Consider the following 16,065-nt stretch of genomic DNA (forward strand, 5'->3'; position numbering starts at 1 on the left):
GTTGGCGCGGTTGTTGACCTACCGGGGTCAAGTCCGCGCCAACACCGTTCTGAAGGAACGACTGTGCTCGTGACGCTTTGAAAACAGCTTCCAGCGGATTATTGGCGCCTTACAAGGCCGGATGATTCTACGGCAAAAAATTTCTAAAGGTAAGTTGCCATGGCAAGTTTGCTGGGTGATCAACCTTAGACAAAGGGCTAACATGGCGCACTGTTTCGCTGATTTGCGTGTCGTTGCCCATGTCCAACCAAACCATCAAGACCCCCTGCGTCGGCCTGTGCTCCACGGTTTACGGCGATCTGGTGTGCCGTGGCTGCAAGCGCTTCCACCACGAAGTAATCCTGTGGAATGGCTACAACGAAGAAGAAAAACGCGCGGTATGGCTGCGCCTGGAGCAACTGCTGGTGCAGGTGATGGCCGGCAAACTGGAGATTTTCGACCCCAAGACCCTGCGCGGTCAGTTGGAGCAGCGCAAGATCCGCTTCGTGCCGCACCAATCCGAGTACTGCTGGGCATACCAGTTGATTGCGCGCGGGGCGCGGGTCATCAATAACCTGGAGGCTTACGGCATGGTGCTGTTGCCGGAGTTTCGTGATTGGGCGTTGCCGGAACTGCGCGATGCCATCGACCGTGAGTTCTTTATCCTGTCCGAGGCCCACTACCAGCGCTATATCGCCCCAGGGTTCCTCAAGGATGCGCTCTCTACCTGACGGCAAAAATCGGAATGTGGGAGGGGGCAAGCCGCCCCCCACATTGGACGTCGGTTATCGGGAGGATAGGCGTCAGGGTTTGGTGACCAGCTCTTCCAGGTGATCCATCAATGTCTGCGGCTTGAGCACCAACACATCACTTTCCACAGCATCCAGCACCACCTCCGCCGTGTTGCCGATCAGTGCACCGGAAATTCCGGTGCGCGCTACGGTACCGATGATGGTCACTGCTGCCTGCCACTTGTGCGCCGCGAATGGAATCAGCACATCCGCCGGGCCTTCCTCGATATGCAGGTGCGCGTCGTCCACGTCGAACTCAGCCTGGAACGCCTGGCACTGCTCGCGGTAGCGCGCTTCGATGGTTTCCTTGAGTTGGAACGTCGGGTCCGCCGCTGACAGCATCGGCGACGGATGGGCGCTGATCACATGCAGCTGCGCCTTGGCGAGGCTGGCGATGTCGAAGCCATGATCAATGATCGAATTGTGCAGCGAACGGTGCTCGCTGTCGGTATTGCCGACATCAATTGCTGCCAGGATCACCCCGCCAGCCCATGGCGTGGACGTCTTGACCAGCAACACCGGTGTCGGGCAAAAGCGCAGCAGCTTCCAGTCCGCCGGTGTCAGCAGCGCCTTCTTCAGCGGGCTGTCGGGAAAATGTTGCTTGATCACCAAACCGCAGCCCTCAGCCTGCTGCACATCAATGATGGTTTCATGCAGGCTGGCATTCCACGCCTGTTCGGTGGTCACGCTGTAGCCATCCTCCTGCAATCCCGCCTTGAGCAGGCTCAACAGCGCCGAATGCTCATGGTTTTTATCGCAGACCAGCAAGTGCAGGTGCGCGCCGGTAACCTCGGCGATCAGCTTGGCGCGCTTGAGGGCCAGGCTTTCCGAATGCTCGGGCTCGATGACCACCAGGATGCTGCGGATGGCTTGCATGGTCGGGATCTCCAAAAGAGTGGGCGTGGAATAACTATAGTTGCTGCCCGGCAGCCGTCATGTTGATGCACATCAAGGCCGGTGGCTGGTGGTCTGCGGTGTGGTCGGTATAATCGCCGGCCTTTTGTGATCCTTTTGCCCGTGAGCCCGATGAACCTGCCAGAAATCCACGAATTCCTCGGTTGCCGCACCCCCGACGCCTGGGTCCAGGCCGCGTTGGCCGATCAGGAAACGCTGCTGATCGACCACAAGAACTGCGAATTCAAGGCCGCGAGCACCGCCTTGAGCCTGATCGCCAAGTATCACGGCCATGTCGACCTGATCAACATGATGTCGCGCCTGGCCCGCGAAGAACTGGTGCACCACGAACAGGTCATGCGCCTGATGAAAAAGCGCAAGATTGAACTGCGCCAGTTGCATGCCAGCCGGTATGCCTCGGGCTTGCGCAAAGTCGTGCGCAACCATGAGCCAGTGAAATTGGTGGATACGTTGGTAGTCGGGGCGTTTATCGAGGCGCGCAGTTGCGAGCGTTTCGAAGCGTTGGTGCCGCATTTGGACGAAGAACTCAGCAAGTTCTACTTCGGCCTGCTGAAAAGCGAGGCGCGGCATTTCCAGGGTTACCTGAAGCTGGCCTACCAGTATGGCGATGCAAAGGATATCGCCCAGGTGATCGAGCGGGTGAGGGCGGCCGAGCAGGAATTGATTGAGTCACCTGACGTCGAGTTTCGCTTTCACAGTGGTGTGCCGGCCTGAGGCGACGGCCATGCCGATCAGCGCGGTGATCCCGGTCAGCAGCAGGATCACCGTTTGCGTGCCCAAGGGTGCTGCCAGCACGGCAATCACCAGGCCGGCCAAGGGCTGTGGCAGGTTATTGAGTAAGGTGATCATGCCGACGGTCTTGCCAAAGTCCTCTACCGGGATGACCTGCTGGCGAACGCTGCGCATATACACGCTGTACATCTTGTCGAAGCCTATAACCAGCAGGAAGCCAAGACTGTAGACCCACAGGTTGGGGCTGACCGCCATGATCAGCGCGCCCACAGTGATCAGTCCGTAAGACACGCCGCCGAGGCGTTTTAACGGCAAGGTCGTGCGCGACAGGTAAAACAGAATCACGATAGTCACCAGCGCACCTGCCGCTTGCAGCAGCGCGTAGGCATCCTTGTCGGCGTTGAAATCGCCAATGACCATGGCGGCGGAAGTGGCCAGGGTGGCGCCAATGAGCAGGTTCACGCCCACCGTCAGCGCAATCAGGCGTTTCAACCCCGGCAGGTTGCGGATATGCGCGACGGCGATGCGCAGCGGTTGCAGCCAGATATCACGGTGCTGCTGATGGGGTTGCGGGTTGACTGAGGTGTTACGTTGCCACGCGCGCATCGCCAGGTCTGCCAACACGAACAGCCCTGCAACCCCCAGCACTACCCAATGCCAGGCCCACACCTCCAGCATCAGCGCGGCCAACAACGGCCCCAGTACCAGGCCGGATTGGTCGGCGATCTGGGAGTAGGACAACGTCTTGGCATAGCTGTATTGCGCAAAGATATGCGGCATCAGCACCTCCCGGGCCATGATGCCTTGGGTGGTCAGCACCCCACATAGCGCGGACAGCAGCACCAGCCAGTAGATACCGTCGAACATCCCGTAAAGCGCCACAGCCACCACACAGGCCAGCGCCCGGTAGACCTGGCTGATATGCAGGATACGCACGGGCGAATACTTGTCGCACACGGCGCCGCACACCGGGAAGGCCAGGAAGCGTGGCAGCGACTCGATAAAAAAGGCCAGGCCTGCCCACGACGCACTTTGGGTGGTTTGAAATACGATCAGCGGCACGATAAACAACAGGATCTGATCCGCCAGACGCGACAGGAACAGCGAAACAAAGAACGCCAGGTAATCCTTACGCATACAACTCCCTGTGATTGGCGTTAAAGAATGCAGGCTATTTGTAAAAAACTCTTAAAAACATGAAGCTTCAGCGACGCCCGTTGGCTATCTGCTTCAGTTGCCCAGCTTGCCACCTATAATGCCGCCTCTTCAATCCGCGTGCGCGCACTGAGAACGTATGGAAAACCTGGGTCAGGGTAAGGTTCTGCTTGTTGAGGACGACGAGAAGCTGGCGGGGCTGATCGCGCATTTTTTATCACAACATGGCTTCGAGCCTCGCGTGGTACACCGAGGTGATGAAGCCTTGGCGGCGTTCCTGGCGTTCAAACCGAAAATGGTCGTACTCGACCTGATGCTGCCGGGCCAGAGCGGCCTACAGGTGTGCCGCGAGATTCGCAGTGTGTCCGACACTCCCATCGTGATCCTTACCGCCAAGGAGGATGACCTGGACCATATCCTCGGCCTGGAATCCGGCGCCGACGACTACGTGATCAAACCGATCAAACCGCCGGTGCTGCTGGCGCGCCTGCGTGCGCTGCAACGCCGCCAATTGCCGGAGCCTACCGTACGCGGGGCGCTGGCGTTCGGTCGGTTGGCCATCGACCGCAGTTGCCGGGTCGTCAGCCTGGGGGACGACAAGATCGACCTCACCACCATGGAGTTCGAATTGCTGTGGTTGCTGGCCAGCAACGCCGGCACCATTCTTTCTCGCGATGACATTCTCAACCGCATGCGCGGCATCGCGTTCGACGGCCTTAACCGCAGCGTCGACGTCTACATCAGCAAACTGCGTGGCAAACTCAATGACAACCCACGTGAGCCGGTGTGTATCAAGACGATCTGGGGCAAGGGGTATCTGTTCAATCCGTTTGCTTGGGAGGTCTAGATGCTGCGCTTATACATGCGCCTGTACATCATCCTCGCGCTGGGGTTGGCGGGGGCGATTTGGCTGGTCAACTACACCTTTGATGAACTGCTGCCCGAAGCCAACGAAACCTATAATCGCGAAGCCATGCGTGGCCCGGCGTACGGTCTGGTGGAGCAGTTGCGCCCGTTGCCGGCCGATGCGCGTCCGGCGCGGCTGGCCCAATTGCAGCCACATTATGGTTTGCTGCTGAAACTGGTCCAGCGTGATGAATTGGCCCTGACCCCCCGTGAACAACAATTGTTGGCGGCCGGCCACTTGGTAGTGCGTGGCGATTTCATGGAGTTCATCGCCTCGGTCGACAGCGGTCCACAACTGCTCGAAATCAAACTGCCGGCAGAGCCGAAATGGCTATACCTGTGGGCCTACAGCCTGCTGGGTCTGTGCCTGGCGGTAGTGCTGTATTTCTGGGTGCGTCCGCATTGGCGTGACTTGGAGCACATCCGTCTTGCCGCACAACGTTTTGGCGACAACGACCTCGGCTCGCGCATCCTGCTGCCGCGCCGCTCCACCGTGCGCGAACTGGCCGGGCACTTCAATCAGATGGCCGAGCGTATCGAGAGCCTGATCGCCAACCAGCGCGAACTCACCAATGCGGTGTCCCATGAGCTGCGTACGCCAATTGCACGATTGTCGTTTGAACTCGACCAACTCAAGCAGCAGGCCGACCCGCGTCAGCGCAGCGAATTGATCGCCGATATGTACGCCGACCTGGGCGAGCTGGAGGAAATGGTCTCCGAACTGCTGACCTACGCCAGCCTGGAACGCGGCGCGACCCAGGTCACTCGCGAGCGCATCGAAGCCCATAGCTGGCTCGACAGCGTGATCGGTAGCGTGGCCCTGGAGGCGGAGGCGGCGGGCATACACCTGTCGTTGCGCACCTGCGAAGTGGACGTGATCCAGATCGAGCCGCGTTTCATGGCGCGAGCGGTGATCAACCTGCTGCGCAATGCCATCCGTTACGCAGAGCACCGTGTGGACATTTCACTGATCAAATTCGGCAACGGTTATGAAGTGCGGGTATGTGACGACGGCCCGGGTGTACCCGAGGAGAGCCGGGCGAAGATCTTCCAACCGTTTATGCGCCTGGATGCCAGCCGTGATCGCCGTACCGGCGGCTTCGGCCTGGGCCTGGCGCTGGTGCAGCGAGTGTCCCAATGGCATGGCGGGCAGGAGCATGTGCAGGATTCGGAGCGGGGCGGGGCGTCGTTTCGGATGACGTGGGCGAATACTGAATAACGTTTATGAACACGATGAAGGTCAAATGTGGTGGAGGGCTTGCTATGGCTGAGCAAGCCCTTCATCACAGGGTGGGCTCGTGTCCGGCTTTAATGGTCCAGCGCACTCAACACTGCATGGGCGACTTTCACCCGCTCTGCATTCGGGTAGTTCTTGTTCGCCAGAATCACCACCCCTAATCCCTTGCTCGGCACGTAGGCCACATAGGCGCCAAAACCATTGGTGGAGCCGGTCTTGTTCACCAGCGTGTTGGCGTGGGGCGTCTGGGCAGGGGTTAGCCAGTTCACCTTGTGCGGTTCCATGGCCATTGGTGTGGAGTTGCCGTCAGTCAACGCATCGAGCGTGATGGGATAAGGGTACATTTCCCAGCCCAGCCCTTGGGTCATGCCGTCGACGGTGTAGTAGCCGGTATGAGTGATGCTGACCGCGCGTTGCACGGCGCTTTCCAGCTTCGCCGGGTTCATGTTGGCTTGCACATAACGCAGCAAGTCCGAGGCGCTGGTCTTGATGCCGTAAGCCTCACTGTCCATGGCGCCGGGGCCGACGCGCACCGGTTTGCCATCCTTGCCGTAGCCTTGTGCGTAGAGGCTCATCTGACTCGGCGGCACCTTGACGAAGGTGTGCTTGAGCCCAAGTTTGGGCAGCAGGGTTTTTTCCATCGCCTGATCGAACGGTTGCTTGAGGCTCTGCGCCGTCAGGTAGCCGAACAGTCCCAGGCTCGGGTTGGAATACAACCGCTGGGTGCCTGGGGCGAAGTCGGGTTTCCACTGCTGGAAGTAGCTGATCATGTGCTGAGTGTTGTCAGCCTCCGGTGGAAATTGCAGAGGCAGGCCGCCGGCGGTGTAGGTGCCGAGGTTAAGAATGCTGATGTGATCAAACTTGCCGCCACCCAAGGCTGGCAGGTAGTCGCTGGCCGGGGCCGAAAGCTTGAGTTTGCCGGTGGCCGCCGCATAACCGGCGAGGGTGGCGGTGAAGGTTTTGCTCACCGACCCGACTTCGAACAGGGTGTTCTCGCTGACGGGCTGCCCCGTCTCCTGGGAGGCGACGCCGTAGTTGAAATAGTGCGCTTTGCCGTCCTGAACCACGCCGACCACAAGACCGGGAATGGCCTGTTGCTGCATCAGCGGCTTGACACTCGCGTCCACCACCGCCTGCAGATCGGTCGCGGCCAGGCAGTGGCCGGTAGCGACAAGGGCGGCTACCGCCGTGAGATTGCGCATGCCTGAGAACATAGATAGGGGCATGAGAGTGTTTCCATGAAAGTGATCGATTAAAAAAAGACCCTCGCGGGGGAGGCAAATATAGGCAGTTCGCCTGCTCTGGGCAAACGATGAAGTCTCTTGCCTGGGTATAACGGGAGAAGGCCAACGTGATAAATTTTTTAGAAACATAATGAAACATTCTCCGAGGCGCACCGCTCTACCGCTACACCTGTACTGAGTTATTCCATGAAAACACCGCGCCCCTCCGCTCGTATGCCCCACCTGACCCAACTGCGAAACCTCAAGATGGCGCGCTCGGCGCACGCTTATGTGCGCGGCAGTACCGTTCAATTCTACGAGTGGCTGCACAGCTTGCCTGGACGCCGTTTGCCCCGCGGGCCAGCGATCTGGATCTGCGGCGACTGCCACGCTGGCAACCTTGGCCCCACTGGCGACACCAAGGGGCGCATCGATATGCATATCCGTGACCTGGACCAGGCAGTGATTGGCAACCCGGCCCACGACCTGGTGCGCCTGGCCTTGTCCCTGGCGACCGCCGCGCGAGGCTCGGACCTGCCGGGGGTAACCACCGCACGCATGCTTGAAGAAATGATGGTGGGCTACGAACAAGCCTTTAAAGACAAACCCGATGAAACGCCGCCACGCCCGTCCCAGGTCAAGGCCGGGATGCGCAACGCCGTGGCGCGCACCTGGAAGCACTTGGCCCGTGAGCGCATCGAAAGCGCCCGGCCGACCATCCCGTTAGGCAAGCATTTCTGGCCGTTGTCGCGGGCCGAAAAAAGTGCGCTGAAAGTCGTCTGCGCGTCGGACGAGATCCACCAGTTGGTCACTTCGCTCAAAGGCCGGCCCAAGGACGCCAAAGTCGAACTTTTGGATTGCGCTTATTGGGTCAAGGGCTGCAGCTCCCTTGGCTTGTTGCGCTACGCGGCCTTGCTCGGTGTTGGTGATAAGGATGATCAGGCGTATTGCCTGATCGATATCAAGGAGGCGGTCGGCGCCGCTGCACCCCGGGCCGCACGGGCGAAGATGCCGAGGGACAACGCCCGCCGGGTTGTGGAAGCTGCGCGTCAGTTGTCGCCGGGCCTTGGCGAGCGGATGGTGGCGACACGGTTTCTGGATCACGGGTTTTTTATTCGCGAACTGCTGCCTCAGGACATGAAGTTGGAGTTGGATGAGTTGAGCGATACTGACGCGATGCACGCTGCGGGTTATTTGGCTCGGGTGGTTGGCGTAGCTCATGCCCGGCAGATGGATCGGGCGACTCGTAAGGATTGGATGGCGGTTTTGCAGGAAAACCGGTCAAGGGAGTTGGATGCGCCTTCGTGGTTGTGGACCAGCGTGGTGCAGCTGGTGGGGAGTCATGAGCAGGGGTATTTGGATCATTGCCGGCGGTATGCTTTGGAGCATTGATGCTGAGGGTGGGATGGGTTTTGCGTAGGAGAGCTGGTACATGTCTGTTTCTGCGTCAACGGCGGCCAGGGTTACGCCATTTGACTGATGGTCCCCTATCCAAATGTGGGAGGGGTCTTGCTCCCGATGGCGGCCTGACAGTCGACTCATATATTGGTTGGGGTACATAGCCATCTCTGCGGTAACGGCGGCTTAGGGTTCCGCGCTTACAGCGGGTCACTTTTGGAAAGGTCGGAATGCCGGCCCAGCCAAAAGTAACCAAAAGGCCTTCGCCCCAACACTCGGTGCTTCGTCTGGAATCGGCATGCCCTCACTCCGGCTTGGATCTATGGCCCAGTGCGGCTAACCCGGCGTCCTGCCGGGTTGCCCACGGGTTCAAGCCTGCGTTCGGCCAGCGCGTCTGACGGGGCGCTTTGGATCAAGATCAAAAGCAGCAGCAACAGCCAGAGCAGCGCCAGTCATGCCAGGTATTTGTTGAACCACCCCAGTGTTCTTTCCCATGCCAGATTGGCGGCTGCTTCGTCATAACGTGGCGTCGAGTCATTGTGGAAGCCGTGATTGGCGCCCTTGTAGATGAACGCTTCATAGGTTGTGCCGGCCGCTTTCAAGGCTGCCTCGTAGGGCGGCCAGCCTTCGTTGATACGTGTATCCAGCTCGCCGAAGTGCAGCATGATCGGCGCCTTGATCCGCGGTACGTCCTTGGCTTCCGGTTGGCGGCCGTAGAAGGAGACGGCTGCGCCCAGTTCGGGGTAGGCCACCGCTGCTGCGTTGGTCACGCCACCGCCGTAGCAGAAGCCGGTGATGCCGACTTTTCCGGTGCTGCTGTCGTGGTGCATCAGCCATTCAATGGCGGCGAAGAAGTCGTTCATCAGTTTGGTCGGGTCGACGGTCTGTTGCAGCGCCACGCCTTTTTCGTCATTGCCGGGGTAGCCGCCGACCGAGGTCAGGCCGTCCGGGGCCAGGGCGATGAAGCCGGCTTTGGCCAGGCGTCGGGCGACGTCTTCGATATACGGGTTCAGGCCGCGGTTTTCGTGGACCACCACCACCGCCGGTAACTTGCCCGCAGCTTTGGCCGGGCGTACCAGGTAGCCGCGTACCGTGCCGTTGCCCTTGGGTGAGGGGTAGGTGATGTAGTCGGCGACGATGTCCGGGTCGGTGAATTTCACTTGCTCGGCCAGGGCGTAGTTAGGGCTCAGGGAGGCGAGCAGGGCGGAAGCGGTCAGGCCGCCAAACGTGAACAGCGCAGCGCGGTCGAGAAACTCACGGCGGTTGATCTTGCCGTGGGCGTAGCCGTCGTAGAGTTCCAGCAGTTCGGGGGCAAAGTCTTTCGCGGTGAGACGAGTCATCGGTGCAATCCTCGATTAGCGGTGACAGTCAATGTAGACCAGCTTCAGTCCTCGCGGCCATGGGCGGCAGCGGCCAGTTGCCCGGTGTCGACGCGCACGAACACCGAGTCGCCGATTGCCGTGAGCACGTCGCCGGCGTATACCTCGCAGACCACGCGGGTTTTGCGCTCCACGTTGCCTTCGACCCTGGCGCGCAAGGTGAGGGTGACACCCATGGGCGTGGGCTTGATGAATTTGATGCCGAGGTTGCCGGTCACGCAGTCGATGCGTGGCATGCTGCCGGGTTCGCGTTGCTCGGTGCGGTAGTGGTAGGCCATGGCGGTCCAGTTGGAATGGCAGTCCACCAGCATGGCGATCAGGCCGCCGTAGACCAGGTCCGGCCAGCCAGTGAAGTGAGCTTCTGGCGCGTGTTGGGCGATCAAATGGATGCCGTCTGCGTCCCAGCGGCTCTTGATGTGCAACCCGTGAGGGTTGCTGCCCCCGCAGCCGTAGCAGATGCCTTCCGGTGCGGTGATGTCTTGTAGCGCTTGCATGCAACGTCCTTATTGTTGTGGGCGACTATTCTGTTTAGCAGGACAAACGCGTGATGGGAATACATCCAGACTTTGCGGAGTGGTGCATGAAACGTGGATTTTTGCCGGTTGCGCTTGTCCTGGGCTTTATCGCCAGCGCCCAGGCGGTGGAGTACAAGGACGTCAATCACACTGCCAGCCAGATCAGTTTCACCTACGAACAACTGGGGCAGCGGATGTATGGGACGTTCAAGGAATTCGAGGGCACCTTGGCCTTTGATACGCAGGCGCCGGAGGCGGGACACGCGCTGCTCAAGATCCAGCTCACCAGCATCAGCGCCGGCAGTGACGATGCCAATGACACCCTGCAACGCGCGTCCTGGTTTGACACCGCGACCTATCCGGTCGGGGTGTATGAATCCACTGGGGTCAAGGCGCTGGGGGATAACCGCTTCAGGATCAGCGGCAACCTGACCATCAAGGGCACCACACGCCCGGTTGATGTAAAGGTGGTGCTCAAGGAGCTGGATGGCATTGGCGTGTTCGACGGCGAATTCATCCTCAATCGCGGCGATTTCAAGATCGGTGAGGGTGAATGGGCCGGCAATAGCGTGGTTTCCAACGACATCCATATCAAATTCAAGATGGTCGCACCGCAGCGTTAGCGGGCGAACTTCTTCGCACCGGCCACGCAGCCGATCACCGCCACCGTCACCAGCACCATGCCGAGACTGACCTGTTCATGCAGCAGGCCCGCCGCCAGCGCCAGGCCGAAGAACGGTTGCAGCAACTGCAACTGGCCGACGGCCGCGATGCCACCTTGAGCCAGCCCGCGATACCAGAACACAAAGCCGATCAACATGCTGAACAGCGCCACATAGCCCAGGCTCAGCCAGGCTGTCAGGCTGATGCCGGCAAAGTTTGGCGGAGCAAGGAGCAGGCCTAACGGCAGCACCACCGGCAGCGACACCACCAGCGCCCAGCAGATCACCTGCCAGCCGCCCAGGCTGCGCGACAGTTTCGCGCCCTCGGCATAGCCCAAGCCGCACACCAACACCGCCAGGAGCATCAGCAAATCGCCGGCCGGTGCGGCGCTCACGCCCTGGGCGAAGGCATAACCCATCACCAGGGCACTGCCCAGAATCGAAAACACCCAGAACACCGGTCGCGGCCGCTCGCCGCCGCGCAGTACGCCAAACACCGCCGTGGCCAGGGGGAGCAGGCCGATAAACACAATGGAATGGGCGGAGGTTACGTATTGCAGGGCCAGCGCGGTGAGCAGGGGGAAGCCGATTACCACGCCGAGGGAGACGATCAGCAGGGGCACCCATTGAGTGCGCGCGGGGCGTTTTTCCTTGAACAGCCACAGCAGAAGCAGCCCCAATGCGGCAGCGATGGCGGCGCGAATCATCGTCAGAAACACCGGATCGAATTCCATGACCGCCAAGCGCGTAGCGGGCAGTGAGCCGCTGAAAATCACCACGCCGATAAAGCCATTGATCCAACCCTGAGTGCTGTTGTCCAGGGCGTTGAGGGGAGACGTACGTTCCATGGGGGCTGTCCCGAAAAAGAGGAGTTGCGTGGTGCCCATCCTAGGATCGAGAATCAAGACAATCAAAAAATTGTCATGGATACATCGCCAATGCCCCGCGCCCGTTACAAGTCACTGGTCGACACCTTTGCCGAAGACATTCGCAGCGGAAGACTGCCCCCTGGTATGCGATTGCCTACCCATCGCCAATTGGCCGCGGATCATGGCTTGGCGCTGGTCACCGCCAGTCGGGTGTATGCCGAGCTGGAGGCCATGGGTCTGGTCAGCGGAGAAACCGGGCGCGGCACCTTCGTGCGCGAGATTGCGTTGCCGCCAGGGCAGGGCAGTGGGCAGATGACCATCGCGGCGGGCATGCTCGACCTCAACTTCAATTACCCTTCGTTGCCGGGTCAGGCGGACTTGCTGCGCACTGCGTTGCGCCAATTGGCGCTGTCCGGTGACCTCGAAGCGCTGCTGCGTTATCAGCCCCACGCCGGCCGCCTGCATGAGCGCGCCACCATTGCCCGCCACCTGCTGAGCCGAGGGCTGACGGTGCAGGCCGAGCAGGTGTTGGTGGTCAGCGGCGCCCAACATGGGTTGGCGGTGGCGATGATGGCGTTGCTCAAGCCGGGGGAGGTGATCGCGGTGGACGCGTTGACCTATTCGGGGTTCAAGGTGTTGGCAGAGACCCTGCATCTGGAAGTCGTCGCGATTCCCGTCACCGCCAGCGGCCCGGACCTGGAATATCTGCATAGCGTGTGTCGCAAGCGTCCGGTTCGCGCGGTTTACAGCATGCCGACCCTGCACAATCCGCTGGGCTGGGTGATGGGCATGGCGCAGCGCGAGCAACTGGTCGCCATCGCCCGCCAGCACAACCTGATGATCATTGAAGACGCGGCCTACGCGTTTTTAGTTGAGGACGCGCCACCGCCCCTGGCGAGCCTGGCACCGGAACGTACGGTGTATGTGGGTGGGTTGTCGAAGAGTGTCGCCACAGGGCTGCGCGTGGGATTTGTCGCGGCGCCTGTCGCGTGGATGAAGGCGTTGGAGCGCACCATCATGGCGACCACCTGGAACGTGCCCGGGGTGATGAGCGCGATTGCCGTGGCCTGGATCGAGGACGGCACCGTTGCCCACTTGGAAGCACAAAAGCGCCAGGATGCCCGGGCTCGGCAAGCCTTGGCTGCGCAGGTGTTGAAGGGGGTGGCCCACACCAGCCACCCGTCATCGTATTTTTTGTGGCTCCCGCTGGCGGAAGATGCCCGCGCCGATCAAGTCGCCATGGCCTTGCAGCGCGAGGGCGTTTCAGTGTCCACCGCTGAGCCCTTTGCCGTTTCGGCCCAGGTGCCCCATGCGCTACGCCTGGCGTTGGGGTCGGTGGACATGCCGTCGCTGCGCGAGGCGTTGCTCAAGGTGCGCAACGTGGTGGCGTGGTGAGCCACCGCTAGCCATCAGAATTTAAAGGCCTGGCGACCGATCAGCAGCCAGTGGCCTTTCTGCTTTTGCCAGACCTGGAAGTTTTCGATGTCGGTAGGCACTTCGACGCCACTGTTCACCGCCTGTGCGTGAAAGTGGTTGCGCACCAGTGCCGTGTCGCCTTGCAGAGTGATGGTTTGTTTTTGCATTTCCAGAGTCTTGAAGCCGCTGCGACCGGTCTCGATATCGGCGATGAATTCCTGTTTGTTCTGAATTTTGCCGCTGGAGTGGCCGTAGGTGAGTTGCTCGGCGGTGAGGGCCTGGAGCTGCTTGATGTCTTTGTGCAGCATGGCTTGGGTCAGGTGATCGACCGCTTGGGCTACGTCGTTGTCGGCGGGGGCTGCGGCCACGTAGCCGCTGAACAGGCACAGAAAACCGATCAGCACTTTGACGTTTTGCATGGGTGTTTCCTTATTGTTGTTGGGGTGTGTACGACAGCTATAGTCGTCGTACAACCATGCAATATTTGCCGGGTCTAAGGAAAGTAAAATTTTGAAATACCCTGACAAGTTTGGTGTTTGTAGGTTTTAGCGCCTTATACGATGTCCCAACACGCGGGGTACTCGTACACGGCAGGTTTTGGCACTTCCTGGGTAGCTGGCACATCGCTATGCTAACGCCGACCCAACACCTGCCCGAGTGACAAAATGGATTTTGACTGGCACAGCGACCCCATCACCCGCGCCACCCCGGTGACCGCACACTACAAAAACACCCAGAACGTGCGGCGCTTCATGCGTGAGCACTGCGGGCCGACCTTCACGTTCGATCGTCCCTTCATGGCCTGGATTCGCAACGATATCCCCAAGACCCTGGGCGACGTGGTGGATGAATGGCAGCGCTTGAACCATGACACCCGCCCATGATCACCCAGGGACTGGTGGTACTGATCAACTACGGCATTCACCTGGCGTCCGGCCTGTGGTTCGCCTTCACCCCCAAATCGCTGCCAGGTGCCGCTGTGTGCTGCCGGCATTTGTCGTTAAAACAAAGCCGGTAACTGACACGATGAGGATCAAAATGTGGGAGGGGACTTGCTCCCGATGGCGGTGGTTCAGTTTGAACAGCTTTGCCTGATACACCGCCATCGGGAGCAAGCCCCCTCCCACAGGGTGAATCGTTAGTTTGTGATCAGTGGCGGGGTGCGCGGGGGAATCAATCGCTTGCTGCCGGTCGCTTCATACGCCGCCGCCAACCGCAGCAATGCCGAGTCATCATAAGCGCGCCCGGCAAATGTCAGCCCTACCGGCATGCCGATGTCCGCCATCACGCCCATCGGCACGGTGACGGTTGGCACGCCCAGGTGGCGGATGGCGAGGTTGCCGTTGGCCACCCAGATACCATTGCTCCAGGCGATATCGGCGCTGGCTTCGTTTACATCGGCATCCGCCGGCCCTACATCGGCGACGGTGGGGAACAGCACAGCGTCGAGGCCGAGTGTTTCCATCCAGTCTTCCAGGTCGATCCGCCGGGTTTGCTCCAGGCCGCGCAGGCCATCGGGCACGGTGCTGATTTCATTCCAGGGCGTGATGCCGCGCTGGGCCATGCGCACGTATTCGTCCATGCCGGCGGCGAGGTCGTCTTCACGGTTGGGCAGGGTGCCGGGGTCGTGGGGGAAGATTTTCGGGCCGTCCACATCCGCCAGGCGGTTGAGGGTTGGGTCGTTGTTGGCGCGCAGGAAATCATCGAAAGCCCAGGCGGACAGTTCCCATAACTCGTCGTGCAGGAATTCCTTGGACACCAAACCTCGGGTGAACACCGTCGGCGCGCCGGGGCGATCGCCTTCGCAGTTGGACACCAGGGGGAAATCCACTTCGATGACTTCGGCGCCAGCCGCTTCCAGCGCCTTGCGGGCGTCTTTCCACAGGTCGATCACGCTGGCGCGGGTGTTGATCTGTTGCCCGGTCGGGCCGCCGATGCCGGGTTTTTCGCTGGTGCCGGCGTCGGGGTCGGCATTGATGTACATGCGCGGTACACCCAGGCGTTTGCCCGCGAGGGATTCAGCCGTCGCAGCCAGCTCAGCGTAAGACGCCGGGCGCACCGAGGCGACGCTGGGGATCGGCACCCAGGGTTGCAGGCGCCATAGGTCGCCACGGGTGTCGGGGTCTTCGGCGACCACCACATCGAGGACTTCCAGCAGGTCGGCCATGGTGCGGGCGTATGGCACCACCACGTCCATGGTTGGCGTCAGCGGCCAGTTGCCGCGCACCGAAATCACCCCACGGGAGGGGGTGTAGGCGCACAGGCCATTGTTGGACGCCGGACCGCGTCCGCTGGACCAGGTTTCTTCTGCAAGGCCGAATGCCGCGAAACTGGCGGCGGTTGCAGTACCCGCGCCGTTGGACGAGCCGGAGGCGAACGGTGCGGTGAGGTAGTCAGCGTTATAGGGGCTTTCGGCGCGGCCATATACGCCACGCTGCATGCCGCCATTGGCCATCGGCGGCATATTGGTCTTGCCCAGGCAAATGGCGCCACCGGCGCGCAGGCGTTCGATGGTGAACGCGTCGCGCTGGGCGGTCAGTTTGGCAAATGCCGGGCTGCCGGAGGCCGCAGTCAGGCCTTTGACCAGGTAACTGTCCTTGGCGGTGTAGGGAATGCCATCCAATGGCCCAAGCGTTTCGCCCTTGGCCCGGCGTGCATCGGACGCCTCGGCTTCTTTGAGCGCTTGTGGGTTGCGCACCACCACAGCGTTAAGCGCGGTGGCGGTCTGCGGGCCGTCGTACGCGTCGATCCGTGCGAGGTAAGCCTGGACCAATTCAACGGCAGTGGTCTGGCCGGATTCAAGCGCCGCGCGCAATTGGGCAATGGAGACTTCGGTAACTTGCATGACGTTTTCTTCGCCGCCTTCAGATGGAGGTATGGCCGCAGTC

Annotated in this window: 17 protein-coding genes; 9 read left to right on the forward strand and 8 right to left on the reverse strand. The window is 60.7% G+C overall.

Going from position 1 to position 16,065, the window contains the following annotated elements:
• The first annotated feature begins 239 nt into the window (after positions 1-239).
• Complete coding sequence (locus tag AB4N82_RS22885; RefSeq protein WP_122765397.1) at positions 240-710, forward strand: DUF1289 domain-containing protein; 471 nt, start codon at positions 240-242, stop codon at positions 708-710.
• Positions 711-782: 72 nt separating this feature from the next.
• Here the strand turns inward: AB4N82_RS22885 and AB4N82_RS22890 are convergent, their stop codons facing one another.
• Complete coding sequence (locus AB4N82_RS22890) at positions 783-1,646, reverse strand: universal stress protein (protein WP_032887183.1); 864 nt, start codon at positions 1,644-1,646, stop codon at positions 783-785.
• A 150-nt stretch (positions 1,647-1,796) separates the two neighbouring features.
• Here AB4N82_RS22890 and AB4N82_RS22895 point away from each other — a divergent pair, with 150 nt between their 5' ends.
• Positions 1,797-2,399 (forward strand): MiaE family protein, encoded by a 603-nt coding sequence (locus AB4N82_RS22895; protein WP_032887182.1) that lies wholly within the window; start codon positions 1,797-1,799, stop codon positions 2,397-2,399.
• On the opposite strand, the gene AB4N82_RS22900 is transcribed toward AB4N82_RS22895, so the two are convergent.
• The gene (locus AB4N82_RS22900; RefSeq protein WP_122765396.1) at positions 2,355-3,554 is read right to left on the reverse strand and encodes an MFS transporter; all 1,200 of its coding nucleotides are present in this window, start codon (positions 3,552-3,554) and stop codon (positions 2,355-2,357) included. The genes AB4N82_RS22895 and AB4N82_RS22900 overlap by 45 nt on opposite strands.
• A gap of 157 nt (positions 3,555-3,711) precedes the next feature.
• Here AB4N82_RS22900 and AB4N82_RS22905 point away from each other — a divergent pair, with 157 nt between their 5' ends.
• Both AB4N82_RS22905 and AB4N82_RS22910 read left to right on the forward strand, forming a co-directional pair.
• Positions 3,712-4,419, forward strand: coding sequence for a winged helix-turn-helix domain-containing protein (locus AB4N82_RS22905; RefSeq protein ID WP_095184596.1), 708 nt, complete (start codon positions 3,712-3,714; stop codon positions 4,417-4,419).
• Complete coding sequence (locus AB4N82_RS22910; RefSeq protein ID WP_122765395.1) at positions 4,420-5,697, forward strand: ATP-binding protein; 1,278 nt, start codon at positions 4,420-4,422, stop codon at positions 5,695-5,697.
• A gap of 89 nt (positions 5,698-5,786) precedes the next feature.
• On the opposite strand, the gene ampC is transcribed toward AB4N82_RS22910, so the two are convergent.
• A complete protein-coding gene (gene ampC / locus AB4N82_RS22915; RefSeq protein ID WP_163034958.1) occupies positions 5,787-6,941 on the reverse strand; it encodes a class C beta-lactamase in 1,155 nt (384 codons plus the stop codon).
• A gap of 204 nt (positions 6,942-7,145) precedes the next feature.
• Between ampC and AB4N82_RS22920 the strand changes: the two genes are divergently transcribed.
• The gene (locus AB4N82_RS22920) at positions 7,146-8,330 is read left to right on the forward strand and encodes a DUF2252 family protein (RefSeq protein WP_460103147.1); all 1,185 of its coding nucleotides are present in this window, start codon (positions 7,146-7,148) and stop codon (positions 8,328-8,330) included.
• Positions 8,331-8,788: 458 nt separating this feature from the next.
• Here the strand turns inward: AB4N82_RS22920 and yghX are convergent, their stop codons facing one another.
• Positions 8,789-9,676: a YghX family hydrolase gene (yghX, locus tag AB4N82_RS22925; protein WP_122680887.1), complete on the reverse strand. Its 888-nt coding sequence runs from the start codon at positions 9,674-9,676 to the stop codon at positions 8,789-8,791.
• Positions 9,677-9,720: 44 nt separating this feature from the next.
• The gene (locus tag AB4N82_RS22930) at positions 9,721-10,209 is read right to left on the reverse strand and encodes a PaaI family thioesterase (RefSeq protein WP_122765392.1); all 489 of its coding nucleotides are present in this window, start codon (positions 10,207-10,209) and stop codon (positions 9,721-9,723) included.
• Positions 10,210-10,295: 86 nt separating this feature from the next.
• Here AB4N82_RS22930 and AB4N82_RS22935 point away from each other — a divergent pair, with 86 nt between their 5' ends.
• Complete coding sequence (locus AB4N82_RS22935; protein WP_032887173.1) at positions 10,296-10,853, forward strand: YceI family protein; 558 nt, start codon at positions 10,296-10,298, stop codon at positions 10,851-10,853.
• Here the strand turns inward: AB4N82_RS22935 and AB4N82_RS22940 are convergent.
• The gene (locus AB4N82_RS22940; RefSeq protein WP_122765391.1) at positions 10,850-11,740 is read right to left on the reverse strand and encodes a DMT family transporter; all 891 of its coding nucleotides are present in this window, start codon (positions 11,738-11,740) and stop codon (positions 10,850-10,852) included. The two genes, AB4N82_RS22935 and AB4N82_RS22940, sit on opposite strands and share 4 nt — an antisense overlap.
• A gap of 90 nt (positions 11,741-11,830) precedes the next feature.
• Between AB4N82_RS22940 and AB4N82_RS22945 the strand changes: the two genes are divergently transcribed.
• Positions 11,831-13,156, forward strand: coding sequence for an aminotransferase-like domain-containing protein (locus AB4N82_RS22945; protein ID WP_122765390.1), 1,326 nt, complete (start codon positions 11,831-11,833; stop codon positions 13,154-13,156).
• Positions 13,157-13,170: 14 nt separating this feature from the next.
• Here the strand turns inward: AB4N82_RS22945 and AB4N82_RS22950 are convergent, their stop codons facing one another.
• Entirely contained in the window at positions 13,171-13,596 is a 426-nt protein-coding gene (locus AB4N82_RS22950; protein WP_032887170.1) for a nuclear transport factor 2 family protein, read from the reverse strand.
• Positions 13,597-13,842: 246 nt separating this feature from the next.
• Here AB4N82_RS22950 and AB4N82_RS22955 point away from each other — a divergent pair, with 246 nt between their 5' ends.
• Complete coding sequence (locus AB4N82_RS22955; protein ID WP_122765389.1) at positions 13,843-14,061, forward strand: DUF6434 domain-containing protein; 219 nt, start codon at positions 13,843-13,845, stop codon at positions 14,059-14,061.
• Entirely contained in the window at positions 14,058-14,195 is a 138-nt protein-coding gene (locus tag AB4N82_RS22960) for a hypothetical protein (RefSeq protein WP_181643302.1), read from the forward strand. Before AB4N82_RS22955 ends, AB4N82_RS22960 begins: the two co-directional genes overlap by 4 nt.
• A gap of 120 nt (positions 14,196-14,315) precedes the next feature.
• Here the strand turns inward: AB4N82_RS22960 and AB4N82_RS22965 are convergent, their stop codons facing one another.
• Positions 14,316-16,022, reverse strand: a complete 1,707-nt coding sequence (locus AB4N82_RS22965) for an amidase (protein WP_122765388.1) — start codon at positions 16,020-16,022, stop codon at positions 14,316-14,318.
• Positions 16,023-16,065 lie beyond the last annotated feature (43 nt).

It is taken from the genome of Pseudomonas sp. H1_D04 (genome assembly GCF_054683855.1).

Excerpts from the sequence above, each read along its gene's own strand:
- AB4N82_RS22900 (WP_122765396.1), bottom strand. The coding sequence starts at position 3,554 with ATGCGTAAGGATTACCTGGCGTTCTTTGTTTCGCTGTTCCTGTCGCGT.
- AB4N82_RS22940 (WP_122765391.1), bottom strand. The coding sequence starts at position 11,740 with ATGGAACGTACGTCTCCCCTCAACGCCCTGGACAACAGCACTCAGGGT.
- ampC (WP_163034958.1), bottom strand. The coding sequence starts at position 6,941 with ATGCCCCTATCTATGTTCTCAGGCATGCGCAATCTCACGGCGGTAGCC.
- AB4N82_RS22930 (WP_122765392.1), bottom strand. The coding sequence starts at position 10,209 with ATGCAAGCGCTACAAGACATCACCGCACCGGAAGGCATCTGCTACGGC.
- yghX (WP_122680887.1), bottom strand. The coding sequence starts at position 9,676 with ATGACTCGTCTCACCGCGAAAGACTTTGCCCCCGAACTGCTGGAACTC.
- AB4N82_RS22950 (WP_032887170.1), bottom strand. The coding sequence starts at position 13,596 with ATGCAAAACGTCAAAGTGCTGATCGGTTTTCTGTGCCTGTTCAGCGGC.
- AB4N82_RS22885 (WP_122765397.1), top strand. The coding sequence starts at position 240 with ATGTCCAACCAAACCATCAAGACCCCCTGCGTCGGCCTGTGCTCCACG.
- AB4N82_RS22965 (WP_122765388.1), bottom strand. The coding sequence starts at position 16,022 with ATGCAAGTTACCGAAGTCTCCATTGCCCAATTGCGCGCGGCGCTTGAA.
- AB4N82_RS22935 (WP_032887173.1), top strand. The coding sequence starts at position 10,296 with ATGAAACGTGGATTTTTGCCGGTTGCGCTTGTCCTGGGCTTTATCGCC.
- AB4N82_RS22890 (WP_032887183.1), bottom strand. The coding sequence starts at position 1,646 with ATGCAAGCCATCCGCAGCATCCTGGTGGTCATCGAGCCCGAGCATTCG.
- AB4N82_RS22910 (WP_122765395.1), top strand. The coding sequence starts at position 4,420 with ATGCTGCGCTTATACATGCGCCTGTACATCATCCTCGCGCTGGGGTTG.
- AB4N82_RS22905 (WP_095184596.1), top strand. The coding sequence starts at position 3,712 with ATGGAAAACCTGGGTCAGGGTAAGGTTCTGCTTGTTGAGGACGACGAG.
- AB4N82_RS22895 (WP_032887182.1), top strand. The coding sequence starts at position 1,797 with ATGAACCTGCCAGAAATCCACGAATTCCTCGGTTGCCGCACCCCCGAC.
- AB4N82_RS22960 (WP_181643302.1), top strand. The coding sequence starts at position 14,058 with ATGATCACCCAGGGACTGGTGGTACTGATCAACTACGGCATTCACCTG.
- AB4N82_RS22945 (WP_122765390.1), top strand. The coding sequence starts at position 11,831 with ATGCCCCGCGCCCGTTACAAGTCACTGGTCGACACCTTTGCCGAAGAC.
- AB4N82_RS22920 (WP_460103147.1), top strand. The coding sequence starts at position 7,146 with ATGAAAACACCGCGCCCCTCCGCTCGTATGCCCCACCTGACCCAACTG.
- AB4N82_RS22955 (WP_122765389.1), top strand. The coding sequence starts at position 13,843 with ATGGATTTTGACTGGCACAGCGACCCCATCACCCGCGCCACCCCGGTG.